Source organism: Nitratireductor mangrovi (assembly GCF_007922615.2).
GTDB classification, from domain to species: Bacteria; Pseudomonadota; Alphaproteobacteria; order Rhizobiales; family Rhizobiaceae; genus Mangrovimarina; species Mangrovimarina mangrovi.
Genome location: NZ_CP042301.2, coordinates 3,797,050 through 3,809,489, shown reverse-complemented (window position 1 = coordinate 3,809,489; position 12,440 = coordinate 3,797,050). Strand labels below are relative to the sequence as shown.

Annotated in this window: 9 protein-coding genes; all 9 read right to left on the bottom strand. The window is 64.8% G+C overall.

Going from position 1 to position 12,440, the window contains the following annotated elements:
- Positions 1 to 4: 4 nt before the first annotated feature.
- The 9 genes from pyc to FQ775_RS18635 all read right to left on the bottom strand — a co-directional run bounded on the left by pyc (position 5) and on the right by FQ775_RS18635 (position 12,436).
- Complete coding sequence (gene pyc / locus FQ775_RS18675; RefSeq protein ID WP_146300444.1) at positions 5 to 3,472, bottom strand: pyruvate carboxylase; 3,468 nt, start codon at positions 3,470 to 3,472, stop codon at positions 5 to 7.
- Between the two features lie 154 nt (positions 3,473 to 3,626).
- Entirely contained in the window at positions 3,627 to 4,721 is a 1,095-nt protein-coding gene (locus FQ775_RS18670; protein ID WP_146300443.1) for a branched-chain amino acid ABC transporter substrate-binding protein, read from the bottom strand.
- A gap of 167 nt (positions 4,722 to 4,888) precedes the next feature.
- Entirely contained in the window at positions 4,889 to 5,251 is a 363-nt protein-coding gene (locus FQ775_RS18665; RefSeq protein WP_146300442.1) for a DUF6867 family protein, read from the bottom strand.
- Between the two features lie 11 nt (positions 5,252 to 5,262).
- Complete coding sequence (locus FQ775_RS18660) at positions 5,263 to 5,997, bottom strand: ABC transporter ATP-binding protein (RefSeq protein ID WP_146300441.1); 735 nt, start codon at positions 5,995 to 5,997, stop codon at positions 5,263 to 5,265.
- On the bottom strand, positions 5,994 to 7,523 hold the full coding sequence (locus FQ775_RS18655) for a helix-hairpin-helix domain-containing protein (protein ID WP_146300440.1): 1,530 nt from the start codon (positions 7,521 to 7,523) through the stop codon (positions 5,994 to 5,996). The genes FQ775_RS18660 and FQ775_RS18655 overlap by 4 nt, the downstream gene beginning before the upstream one ends.
- A complete protein-coding gene (gene livM, locus FQ775_RS18650) occupies positions 7,523 to 8,905 on the bottom strand; it encodes a high-affinity branched-chain amino acid ABC transporter permease LivM (protein ID WP_146300439.1) in 1,383 nt (460 codons plus the stop codon). The genes FQ775_RS18655 and livM overlap by 1 nt, the downstream gene beginning before the upstream one ends.
- A complete protein-coding gene (locus FQ775_RS18645) occupies positions 8,905 to 9,837 on the bottom strand; it encodes an ABC transporter permease subunit (RefSeq protein WP_146300438.1) in 933 nt (310 codons plus the stop codon). The genes livM and FQ775_RS18645 overlap by 1 nt, the downstream gene beginning before the upstream one ends.
- A 325-nt stretch (positions 9,838 to 10,162) precedes the next feature.
- Complete coding sequence (locus FQ775_RS18640; RefSeq protein WP_146300437.1) at positions 10,163 to 11,164, bottom strand: 4-hydroxyproline epimerase; 1,002 nt, start codon at positions 11,162 to 11,164, stop codon at positions 10,163 to 10,165.
- A gap of 12 nt (positions 11,165 to 11,176) precedes the next feature.
- Positions 11,177 to 12,436 (bottom strand): NAD(P)/FAD-dependent oxidoreductase, encoded by a 1,260-nt coding sequence (locus tag FQ775_RS18635; protein WP_246730173.1) that lies wholly within the window; start codon positions 12,434 to 12,436, stop codon positions 11,177 to 11,179.
- Positions 12,437 to 12,440: the final 4 nt, after the last annotated feature.

Here is a 12,440-nt window from a genome sequence, read left to right as displayed (position 1 = left end):
GTCGTCATCCGGCTTCGGCATAGGTGACGAGCAGGTCCTTGGCGTCGATCTGATCGCCGGCGGCGACCAGCACCTCGGCGATCGTGCCGTCACGCTCGGCGTGGAGCGCGGTCTCCATCTTCATCGCCTCGATCGACAGCAGCACGTCGCCGGCCTTGACCACCTGCCCGGCGGCAACCGCCAGCGTCGAGACCACGCCCGGCATGGGAGCGGCGACATGCGCCTCGTTGCCTGCTTCGGCCTTGCGCCGGGCCTTGCCGTTCGAGGCACCATGGGCACGGTCGGGAACCTTGACGCGCCGGGGCTGGCCGTTGAGTTCGAAGAAGACCGTGACCATGCCCTTTTCATCGGTTTCGCCGATCGCCAGGCAGCGAACCACCAGCGTCTTGCCGCGCTCGATGTCGACGAAAATTTCGTCCTCGGGCTTCATGCCGTAGAAATAGGTCGGGGTCGGCAGCACGCTGACCGGGCCGTAACTCTCCTGCGCGGCGGCGAAGTCTGAAAAGACCTTCGGATACATCAGCCACGAAGCGAATTCGAACTCGCTGATGTCGCGGCCGATCTTTTCCTGGGCCTCACCCCGCGCGACGTCGAGATCGGCGTCGGCCAGCAACGAACCGGGCCTCGCCGTGATCGGCTTGTCGCCCTTCAGCGCCTTTTTCTGCAATGGCGCCGGCCAGCCGCCGGGGGGCTGGCCAAGGTCGCCGCGCAGCATCGCCACGACCGAGTCCGGGAAGGCGATGTCGCGCGCCGGGTTTTCGACGTCGGCCACCGTGAGATCCTGGCTGACCATCATCAGCGCCATGTCGCCGACCACCTTGGATGACGGCGTCACCTTGACGATGTCGCCGAACATCAGATTGACGTCGTGATAGGCCTGTGCAACCTCGTGCCAGCGCGCCTCGAGCCCGAGCGATCGCGCCTGCTCCTTCAGGTTGGTGAACTGGCCGCCGGGCATTTCGTGCAGATAGACCTCCGATGCAGGACCCTTGAGGTCGCTTTCGAAGGCGGCGTACTGGTTGCGCACCGCTTCCCAATAGAAGGAGATGCGGCGAATCCATTCGGGATCGAGGCCGGGATCGCGCTCCGAGCCCTTCAGCGCCTCGACGATCGAACCGAGGCATGGCTGCGAGGTGTTGCCGGAGAACGCATCCATCGCGGCGTCGATGGCGTCGACACCGCTTTCCACCGCGGCCAGCACCGTCGCGGCGGCAATGCCCGACGTGTCGTGGGTGTGGAAATGGATCGGCAGGTCGGTCGCCTCGCGCAGCGCCTTGAACAGGACCCGCGCCGCCGACGGCTTCAGCAGGCCCGCCATGTCCTTGACGGCTATGATATGCGCGCCTGCGGCCTCCAGCTCTTCGGTGAGCGAGACATAGTATTTGAGGTCGTATTTCGCGCGCGCCGGGTCGGCGATGTCGCCGGTATAGCAGATCGCCGCCTCGCAGAGCTTGCCCTCTTCGCAGACGGCGTCCATGGCGACGCGCATGTTCTCGACCCAGTTGAGACAGTCGAAAACGCGGAAGAGGTCGATGCCACCAGCCGCGGCCTGGCGGACGAAATGCCTGACGACGTTGTCGGGGTAGTTGGTATAGCCGACACCGTTGGCACCGCGGAGCAGCATCTGCAGAAGCAGGTTCGGCGCGCCCTTGCGGACGAGGTCGAGCCGCTCCCAGGGATCCTCGGTGAGGAAGCGCATGGCGACGTCAAAGGTGGCGCCACCCCAGCACTCGAGCGACAGCAGTTGCGGCAGCGCCCGCGCATAGGCGCCGGCGACGCGAGCAATGTCGTGGGTGCGCATACGGGTTGCGAGCAGCGACTGGTGGCCATCGCGCATGGTCGTGTCGGTGACGAGCACCTGCGTCTGGTCGCGCATCCAGCGTCCGAATTTTTGTGGTCCGAGCTCGTCGAGAAGCTGCCTGGTGCCGTCCGGCACGTCGCCGCCGACAAAGGGCAGTACCGGCGCGGCGGCGTCGGCCGCCGGCAGCGGGCGTCCGCGGGCCTCGGGATGGCCGTTCACCGAGACGTCGGCGATGTAGTTCAAAAGCTTGGTGGCCCGGTCCTGCCGCTTCACCTGTGTAAAAAGTTCCGGCGTCTCGTCGATGAAGCGGGTCGTGTAGGAATTGTCGCGGAAGGCCGGGTGGCCGACGATCGCCTCGAGGAAGGTGAGGTTGGTGGCGACGCCCCGGATACGGAACTCGCGCAGGGCGCGGTCCATGCGCGCGATGGCTTCTCCGGGCGTCGGTGCCCACGCCGTCACCTTCTCGAGCAGCGGATCGTAGAAGCGGGTGATGACCGCGCCGGAATAGGCGGTGCCGCCGTCGAGTCTTATGCCGAAGCCGGTCGCGCCACGATAGGCGGTGATGCGGCCATAGTCGGGGATGAAGTTCTGCTCCGGATCCTCGGTAGTGATCCGGCACTGGAGCGCATGGCCGTTGAGCCTGATGTCGGCCCGAGCCGGCACGCCGGATTCGGGCGTTCCGATCGCCGCGCCATCCAGGATGTGGATTTGCGCCTTGACGATGTCGATGCCGGTCACCTCCTCGGTCACCGTATGCTCGACCTGGATGCGCGGATTGACCTCGATGAAGTAGAAGGCGCCGGTGTCGGCATCCATCAGGAACTCGACCGTGCCGGCCCCGACATAGCTAGTGGCGTCGGCGATCTTGAGCGCGTAGCCGCAGAGTTCGCCACGCTTGGCGGCGTCGAGATACGGCGCCGGCGCCCGTTCGACGACCTTCTGGTTGCGGCGCTGGATCGAGCAGTCGCGCTCGAAAAGATGGACGGTATTGCCGTGGGTGTCGCCCAGCACCTGGACTTCGACGTGGCGGGCGCGCTCGACCAGCTTCTCCAGATAGACCTCGTCCTTGCCGAACGCCGCCTTGGCTTCACGCTTGGCCTCCGTCACCTCGCGGGCAAGGTCATCCGCCGAGCGGATCGCGCGCATGCCGCGCCCGCCACCACCCCAGGAGGCCTTGAGCATGACCGGATAGCCGATGGCGGCGGCCATCTCGGCCACCGCCTTCATATCGTCCGGCAACGGCTCGGTGGCGGGAACCACGGGCACGCCCACTTCGATCGCCAGATTGCGCGCGGCGACCTTGTTGCCGAGCCGGCGCATGGTGTCCGGTCGGGGGCCGATGAAGATGATGCCGTTCTCGGCACAGGCCTCGGCAAACTCCGGGCTTTCCGACAGAAGGCCGTAGCCCGGATGGATCGCATCGGCGCCGGAGAGTTTCGCGACGCGGATCACCTCGTCGATCGACAGATAGCTCTCGATCGGTCCCATGTCCTTGCCGAGATGCGGGCCGCGCCCGACCTGGTAGGATTCGTCGGCCTTGAAGCGGTGCAGCGAGTATTTGTCTTCCTCGGCCCAGATGGCCACGGTGCGGATGTCGAGCTCGTTGGCGGCGCGGAACACCCGGATGGCGATTTCGGATCGGTTTGCGACGAGGATTTTCGAAATCGGCACTAGGCGGGCTCCGCTCGGGTTTCACGGTCGGACGTCATCAATAGACGGAAAATGCTGCACCGCAAACTATCCGTGCCGGCGCAACAAGAAAAGGCCCGGCGCATCGCTGCGCCGGGCCTCCTGTCGTGATCGGATCAGTCGCGAGATGCGACGATCACAGATAGTCGTACTTGCCGCTCTTCCACTCGTAGAAGACGTAGCCGGGCAGCGTGACGTCGCCGGTTTCGTTGAACTCGAGCTCGCCAAGCACGGTCTTGAACTTGCCGTCGTTAAGCGCGCTCACCACCGGGTCGAAATCGGTCGAGCCGGCCGCCTTGGCGGCATCGGCCCAGGCCTGGATCGCGGCGTAGGTGTAGAGCACGTAACCTTCCGGCTCGATGTTCTTGGCGCGGAACTTCTCGACCAGCGGCGCTGCGTCGGGATTCTTGCGCGGATCGGGCGAGAAGGTCATCAGCGTGCCTTCGCCGGCATCGCCGGTGATGGCCCAATACTCGTCGGTAACCAGCGCGTCACCCGAGACGAGGATCGTGTCCATGCCCTGTTCGCGCATCTGGCGGACCATGAGGCCGGCTTCGGTGTGATAGCCGCCGACATAAAGCACGCCGATACCTTCGGCCTTCAGCTTCGAGACCAGTGCGGTGTAGTCCTTCTCGCCGGCGGTGTAGGCTTCGTAGAGAGCCGGCTTGCCGCCCGCAGCCTCGAAGGCCGCCATGGTGGCGTCGGCAAGACCCTTGCCGTAGGCGGTCTTGTCGTGGACGAAGGCGATCTTCTTGTCGGCGAAGTTTTTGGCGAGATAGTTGCCCGCCACGTCACCCTGCTGGTCGTCGCGGCCGCAGACGCGGAACACGCCGTCGCCGGGGCGTTCGTCGGTGAACTTGGGGTTCGTCGAAGCCGGCGAAATCTGGACGATGCCCTCATCGGCGTAAACCGAAGAAGCGGGGATCGAGGAGCCAGAGCAGAAATGCCCGGCCACGAACACGACGCCCGAGCCGGCAAACTGGTTGGCAACGGCCACAGCCTGCTTGGGATCGCATGCGTCGTCGCCGATCTCGAGCTTGAGCATTTCGCCATTGACGCCGCCGGCGGCGTTGATGTCCTCCACCGCCTGCTCCGCGCCGGCCTTCATCTGGGCGCCGAAGGAGGCGTACTGCCCCGTCATCGGACCGGCCGTGGCGATAACAATGTCCGCATACGCGGCGGTCGACATTGCAAAGGTCAGCGCAACGCCTGCCAAAAGTGCCTTTTTCATGGTGACTCCCTTAAAACACCTGACAGATGGATGAAACCGGCGGCGATGGTGTCAGTCTCCGGTCCGGTCGCATGCGGGGTTCCCTTCCCGCTTGTCGACATAGAAGCCCAATTCCGCAGGGAAATAAAGGGCTTCAAGTCGATCTTCGTAAACGGCCGACAGGCCGCCTACGACCCGGTTTCGCGCGGTTTCCAGCCCAGCGGGCCGGTCCGCTCGAAAGCGAAGCCATATTGCGTCGCCATCTGGTAGGCGCGGGTGATGCGCTTGCCGGTGAAGGCGATCACGAGGAGGACGATCAGGTCCACGACGAAATAATAGAGCGTAAGCAGCGTGCCCTCGAACAGCGCGAAATGGATGAAGCGTGTCGCCGCGGTGAGCAGCAGCACATAAAGCACCAGCTGCCAGTTCGGCAGCCAGGTGCGCGCGGCGGCGCGTCCGGTCATGTAGGCGGCCGCGCCGGCCAGGATCACGGTGACGAACAGGAACTCCCAGACCGTCACTTCCCACACGAGCGTGTTCTGATTCTCCATTGCCGCGACTCCTAGTGCCTGCCGCCCTCGAGATAGGCCGCACGGACCTCCTCGCGCTTGAGCAGCTCGGCGCCGGTGCCGCTCATGGTGATCTTGCCGTTGACCATGACATAGCCCCGGTGGGCGAGCTTGAGGGCATGGAAGGCGTTTTGCTCGACAAGAAAGACCGTCAACCCGTCGCGCCTGTTCAACTCGCCGATCACCTCGAAGATCTGCTTGACGATCAGCGGCGCGAGACCGAGCGAGGGCTCGTCGAGAAGCAGCAGCTTCGGGCGCCCCATCAGCGCGCGGGCAATCGCCAGCATCTGCTGCTCGCCGCCCGAAAGCGTGCCGCCGCGCTGGGAGGCGCGCTCCTTGAGCCGCGGGAACAGGTCGAAGATACGCGCCAGATCGCCGTCGAAATGCTCCTCGTCGACCAGCGAGGCGCCCATCTGCAGGTTTTCCAGCACCGTCATGCGCGGAAAGATGCGCCGCCCTTCCGGCGATTGGGCGATGCCGAGACGGATGATCTCGTGCGTTGGCGCAGTGGTGATGTCGTGTCCGTCATAGACGATTTCGCCGGTGCGCGCCTGCGGGCTGCCACAGATCGTCATCATCAGCGTCGACTTGCCGGCGCCATTTGCGCCGATCAGGGTGACGATCTCGCCGCGGAACACGTCGACGTCGACGCCGCGCAAGGCGATGATCTTGCCGTAATAGGTCTCGACATTGCGGACCCTCAACAAAGGCTGGCCGGCCTCGCTCATGCCTTGCCTCCCTTGCCGCGGTTCCGTTTAGGCGTCGCCTTGCTGGTCGGAACCTCGCCCTTGTCGACGCGCTTGGAGAACGCCGTCGCACCGCCCTTGGCGAGCGTCTTTGCCTGTTTCACCCATTCCTCGCGCTCGATACGTCCGGGGAAGGACAGCCACGCGCCGACCCAGTCGACCTCACGCGCCTTCCAGGTGGCGATCTGTGAGAAATGCCAGATGCCGAGCGCGTTGAGCTTTTTCTCGTTGGCGGGCCCGATGCCCTTGATGCGGGTCAGATTGTCGGGAGCGCCGGCCGCCGGCTTCCTGGTGCCATGTGGCTGGCGGCCGGGATAATCGGCGGCGTTCTTGACGACGACCTCGCTCTTGACGGGTTCCGCCGCCTTTTTCGCGGTGCGGGTCGTGGCAGGCTTCTCCAAGGTCTTGGCGCCACCGGCCTTGGCGCCACCGGTTCTGCCGGCGGCCTTGGCGCGCGCGGACTTGCTGGCCGGTTTCGCCCTTGCGGCCTTCCGCTGCGCCGCCGCCTTGTCGGCCTCGGCCAGTTCCTCGGCTTCCTCGATGACTTCCTCGACGTCGTGCTTGATCTCGGGCACGTCGATCTCGGCTTCATCGTCGACGCCGAGATAGGCGGCGATGACGCGCGGGTCGCTCTTCACATGCTTGGCGTCGCCGTCCGAGATCTTCACGCCGTAGTCGAGCACGATGACATGGTCGGAGATTTCCATCACCACTCCCATGTCGTGCTCGATGAGCAGGATCGACGTGCCGTGTTCGTCGCGGATGAACTTCAGGAGTTCATTGAGTTCGTGCGACTCGCGCGGATTGAGTCCGGCCGCAGGCTCGTCGAGGCACAGAAGCAGCGGATCCGTGCACATGGCACGCGCAATCTCCAGGCGCCGCTGAGCGCCGTAGGGCAGGTCGGCGGCCGGATCGTCGGCACGCTCGGTCAGGCGAACCTGTTCGAGCCAGTATGTCGCCCGTTCGATGGCCTTCTTCTCGGCCTGCTTGTACCCGGGCACGGCGAGGATGCCGCCGATCGTGAACAGCGATGCGGACATCAGTGGATTGTGTTGCGCGACCAGCAGGTTCTCGAGCGCGGTCATGCCACCGAACAGGCGGATGTTCTGGAACGTGCGGGCCACCCTGGCACGGTGCGCGATCTCGAAATCCGGCATGCGCTCGAGCAGGAAGACCCCGCCGCTGCCGGATTCCGAAAACCGCAGGCCGGAACGCGTGACGTCCTCGATGGCGGCGGCCTGCAGGCCATCGCCATGGCGCATGACCGTGCGGCCCTCGGTGGGCTTGTAGAAGCCGGTGACGCAGTTGAAGACCGTCGTCTTGCCGGCCCCGTTCGGCCCGATGAGCGCCGTGATGTCGCCGCGACCCACATTGAACGACAGGTCGCTGACGGCGACCAGACCGCCGAAGCGCATCGTCAGATGCTCGACGGTCAGAATCGGGCTTTCGTCCCAACGTGCCGGCCCGTGGCCTGCGATCCGCGGATTTTCCTGCAACGCCGTAGCCATCAGTGACCTTCACCCTGTGCGACCATGTCGGCCCCGATACGCTTCTTCTGCTTGAGAACCGCGGTGGGCTCGCGCGTCGTGATCAGGCCGCGCGGGCGCCAGACCATGATGAGGACCATAGCGAGGCCGAAAATCAGCATGCGGTACTGGGTCGGATCGAAGGTCGGCCCGAAAATCTCCTGCAGGAAGCCCAGATTGCGCAGCATCTCGATGCCGCCGATCATCACGATGGAGGCGATGACGACACCGATCTGGGAGCCGAGACCGCCCAGAACGACGATTGCGAGGATGATCGCCGATTCCAGGAATGTGAAGCTCTCCGGCGAGATGAAACCCTGGCGGGTCGCAAAGAAGGAGCCGGCGAAACCGCCGAACATGGCGCCGATCGAAAAGGCGGTGAGCTTCGTGTTGGTCGTGTTGATGCCGAGGGAGCGGCAGGCGATTTCGTCTTCGCGCAGCGCCTCCCAGGCGCGACCCACCGGCAGCCTGCGCAAGCGCATCGTCACGATGTTGGTGATGATCGCGAGAATGAAGATGATGTAGTAGAGGTAGATGAAGCGGTGGATGCTGTCGTAGGGGATGCCGAAGAAGTCGGCGAATCCACCCTCGCCGCGCGAGAACTCTAGACCGAAGAAGGTCGGGCGCGGAATACCCGAGATGCCGTCCGGGCCGTTGGTGAACTCGTACCAGTTGAGCAGCACCACGCGTATGATCTCGCCGAAGGCGAGCGTGACGATGGCGAGATAGTCGCCGCGCAGGCGCAGCACCGGAAAGCCGAGGATAACGCCCCAGAAAGCGGCAAGGATGCCGGCCAGCGGCAGCGCCATCCAGAAACCGAAGCCGAAGTTCTGGGCCAGCAGGGCGAAGGAATAGGCGCCGACGGCATAGAAGGCGACGTAGCCGAGATCGAGCAGGCCGGCGAGCCCGACGACGATGTTCAGGCCCCAGCCGAGCATGATGTAGGTCATGATCAGGATCGCCAGGTCGATATACTGGCGGTCCTTGCCGGGGAAGAAATAGGTGAAGAAGAACGGCAGCACGATTGCGAAGGCGAAAAGCGCCCGCGTCAGCCACTTGCCGACGCCAGCCATGCTGTCGCCGGCATTGGCCGCCAAGTCCCCCAGCTTGCCGGTGACGGGCGTCGCGGTCTTGAAGACGAACAGGTTGAGCAGCAGCCGGCCGCCAAAGACGATCGCCACGGCGGTGAAAAGCAAGCCCCAGCGATAGGTGAGCGCGAGGCCGCCCGGTGCGATATCGCTGCGCACACCGAGGAAGAAGAAGCCGAGCGTGAAGACGAGCAATGCGGCGATGAAGGCGTCGCGCAAGGAATCGTTGAGGCGGTTGGCGTCCCTAGACGCCGTCGTCGTGGTTCCGGTTGCCATCAGACCTTCTCCACTTCCGGTTTGCCGAGCAGGCCCGAGGGCAGGAAGATCAGCACGATGGCGAGGATCGAGAAGGCGGCAACGTCCTTGTACTCGACCGTGAAGTAGCCGGACCAGAACACCTCGATGAGGCCGATCAGCAGGCCGCCGAGCATGGCGCCCGGCAGCGATCCGATGCCGCCGAGGACGGCGGCCGTGAACGCCTTAACGCCGGCCAGAAAGCCGATATAGAAGTCGATCACGCCGTAGAGCAGCAGGAACATCAGGCCTGCGACGGCAGCCAGTGCGGCGCCCATGACGAAGGTCAGCGAGATGGTGCGGTCGACATTGACGCCCAGGAGGGCGGCCATCTTGCGGTCCTGCTCGCAGGCTCGCTGGGCGCGGCCGAGCGGGGTCTTGGCGATCAGCAGGGTGAAGCCGACCATCAGCACCAGCGTGGTGAGGATGATGATGATCTGCATGTAGGAAAGCTGGACCAGGATCGCGCCGGTCTCTGTGTTGCCTTCCATGAGCGTGATCCCGCCCTGGATCTGCGGCGGCAGAGGCTTGACGCGGGCGCCCTGGGTCACCTGGACGAAGTTCTGCAGGACGATCGACATGCCGATCGCGGTGATCAGCGGCGCCAGCCGGAACGATCCGCGCAGGGGACGGTAGGCAAAGCGCTCGACGGTCCAGCCCCAGGCCGACGTGAAGAGCATGGCGATGATCAGCACGATCAACAGCACCACCGGCAGGAAGGCAAAACCGAATACCGTGGTCAGGATCAGGAAGGTCGCCAGCGCGATGAACGAGCCGACCATGAAGATGTCGCCATGGGCGAAGTTGATCATGCCGATGATCCCGTAGACCATCGTGTAACCGATCGCGATGAGGCCGTAGATCGACCCCAGTGTCAGCCCGTTGATAAGCTGCTGGACGAAATATTCGAACATGTATGCGGCTCCCCGCCGAATGTCGCCCGGACGGGCGCATTCCTTATTGTATTTCCCCTAGTCGTAGACCTTCGAAGCGGGATTGCAACGGGAAAGTTCCCGGTCGCAGCCGCACCGCCGACCTCGCTCTCAGCGCCGCATTCGAGGCCGGCGAGCGTTTGGACCAGCGCGGAAGCTAGCATTGGCATAACGCAATGTCCTTGCCAAATCTGCGCGACGCTTGCCTCTTCGCCGTGTTTCGTTGCGCAAATGGTCCGCAAGGCGCACGAAACGTGCATGGTGTCGAGCCACTTCGTTGCCAGCGCAGGGCTGTTTCGGCGATCGCTCATCGAACCACAAAACCATGCGCGAACGGGTCGCGGTCGTCGATGAAGATGGTGTTGTAGCCGGTGACGCGTGCCCAGCCGCCGATCGACGGAATGATGGCTGGGCGACCTTCAACGGCCGCCTCTTCTTCGACGCGGCCATGAAACAGCGAGCCTATGATCGATTCATGCACGAAGCTGTCGCCGGCGCGCAAGGCGCCCCTGGCGTGAAGCTGGGCCATGCGCGCCGAAGTTCCGGTGCCACAGGGCGAGCGGTCGATCGCCTTGTCGCCGTAAAAGACGGCATTGCGGGCGCTGGCGCCGTCGACGGTCGGCGCGCCGGTCCACAGAATGTGGGAGAGGCCGCGGATCGAGGCGTTTTCCGGGTGGACGAAAGTATGAGCCGCGTTGAGGCGCTCGCGCAGGATCGGGCTCCATGCCACGAGCTCGCCGGCCGAATAATCCGCCATGTCGCGATAGTTCGCCTGCGGTTCGACGATGGCGTAAAAATTGCCGCCATAAGCGACGTCGACGGTGAGCGTGCCGAGGTCGGGGCATTCCACGGCAAGAGCTTCGGCATGGAGAAAGGACGGCACGTTGGTGATGCGGACCTCCTCGACATGGTCCCCTTCCTGCCGGTAGCGCGCGACGACGAGGCCGGCCGGCGTGTCGAGGCGGAGTTCGCCCGGCGTTTTCGGCCGCACCAGGCCGTGTTCGAGGGCGAAGGTGACCGTCCCGATCGTCCCATGGCCGCACATCGGCAGGCAGCCGGAGGTCTCGATGAACAGGATGCCGATGTCGCAATCCTCGCGGGTCGGCGGATAAAGGATCGAGCCGGACATCATGTCGTGGCCGCGCGGCTCGAACATGAGCCCGGTACGGATCCAGTCGAACTCGGCCAGGAAATGCGCCCGCCGCTCCATCATCGTGCGGCCTTGCAGCAACGGCCCGCCACCAGCGACGAGACGCACCGGATTGCCGCAGGTGTGGCCGTCGATGCAGTGGAAGGAGTGACGCGCCATAGGGAAACCGGATCAGAAACGCTGCGGGCTGAACGGGGAAAGCTCGATCGGCGGAGATTCGCCCGAAACGAGATCGCAAATCAAGCGGCCGGTAGCGGCGGCCTGGGTCAGGCCGAGATGGCCATGGCCAAAGGCATAGACGATATTGCCGGCCTTGCGCGCGCGGCCGATCACGGGCAGGGAGTCAGGCAGGGACGGCCTGAAGCCCATCCATTCGCGGCCGCCTTGCGTCTCCAGTCCCGGCATGAAGCGCGCGGCCTTGGCCAGCATCGCCTTCGCGCGCCGGAAATCAGGCGGCCGGCGCAGCCCGGCAAACTCGACCGCGCCGCCGACCCGTATGCCGGTTGCGAGCGGTGTGACGACGAAGCCGTGCGCGGAAAAGATGAGCTGGCGCCTGAGGTCGAAGGCGCCGGCCGACAAGGTCGTGTTGTATCCGCGCTCCGTCTCGAGCGGGATCTTGTCGCCCGTCGACCGCGCCAGGAGATGCGACCATGCGCCGGCGGCGATGACAAGGTTCCTGGCCAGCAGCGTCCGGCCTTCACGCAACTGAATGGCGATACGGTCGCCGGTCGGAACGATGAGCGCGACGTCGCCCTTCCGGAACCCGGCACCGCGAGCTTCCGTGGCGGTCCAGATCGCCTCGCCGAGGCGTTTCGGGTCGGCCACCGTCTTCCAGCCCGGCACGAAGGTCCCGCGCACGAACTGGCGCGACAGGCCGGGCTGCAGCTCGGCAATGCCTTCGCTGTCGAGATGGCGAAAGTCGATGCCGAAACGCTCGCGGGCCGACCAGCCGGGCAAGGAGGATTGGAACTCCGCATCGCTCTCGTAAAGCTCCAGCGAACCGTCCGCGCGCAGCATCGTTCCGGTGCCGGTCCGATCCATAAGGCTTGACCACTCCGCTTCCGCCAGCTTCATCAGCGAGGCCTGTGCGGCGAGGGCCGCGTCGTAGCGCGACGGGCGCGACGCTGAGGCAAAGCGGAGAAGCCATGGGAGCAGTGTCGGGAAATAGGAAGGCGGAATCGAGAGCGGGCCGAGCGGATCGCGCAGCCATCGGGGCAGGTTGCGGATCATGCCCTTCTGGGCAAGCGGCAGCACGTCGGAAAAGGCCAGTGCGGCGGCGTTGCCCGAACTGGTTTCCTCGCAGATACCGCTGCGGTCGATGACCAGCACATCCCGACCCGCGTGGCAAAGATAGTTAGCCGCGCAAATACCTACAATGCCGCCTCCGATGATGGCGACATCGATCTCCGGGGAGCTGGTGACATCGGCCACGCGC

Excerpts from the sequence above, each read along its gene's own strand:
- FQ775_RS18670 (WP_146300443.1), bottom strand. The coding sequence starts at position 4,721 with ATGAAAAAGGCACTTTTGGCAGGCGTTGCGCTGACCTTTGCAATGTCG.
- FQ775_RS18640 (WP_146300437.1), bottom strand. The coding sequence starts at position 11,164 with ATGGCGCGTCACTCCTTCCACTGCATCGACGGCCACACCTGCGGCAAT.
- livM (WP_146300439.1), bottom strand. The coding sequence starts at position 8,905 with ATGGCAACCGGAACCACGACGACGGCGTCTAGGGACGCCAACCGCCTC.
- FQ775_RS18645 (WP_146300438.1), bottom strand. The coding sequence starts at position 9,837 with ATGTTCGAATATTTCGTCCAGCAGCTTATCAACGGGCTGACACTGGGG.
- FQ775_RS18660 (WP_146300441.1), bottom strand. The coding sequence starts at position 5,997 with ATGAGCGAGGCCGGCCAGCCTTTGTTGAGGGTCCGCAATGTCGAGACC.
- FQ775_RS18665 (WP_146300442.1), bottom strand. The coding sequence starts at position 5,251 with ATGGAGAATCAGAACACGCTCGTGTGGGAAGTGACGGTCTGGGAGTTC.
- FQ775_RS18655 (WP_146300440.1), bottom strand. The coding sequence starts at position 7,523 with ATGGCTACGGCGTTGCAGGAAAATCCGCGGATCGCAGGCCACGGGCCG.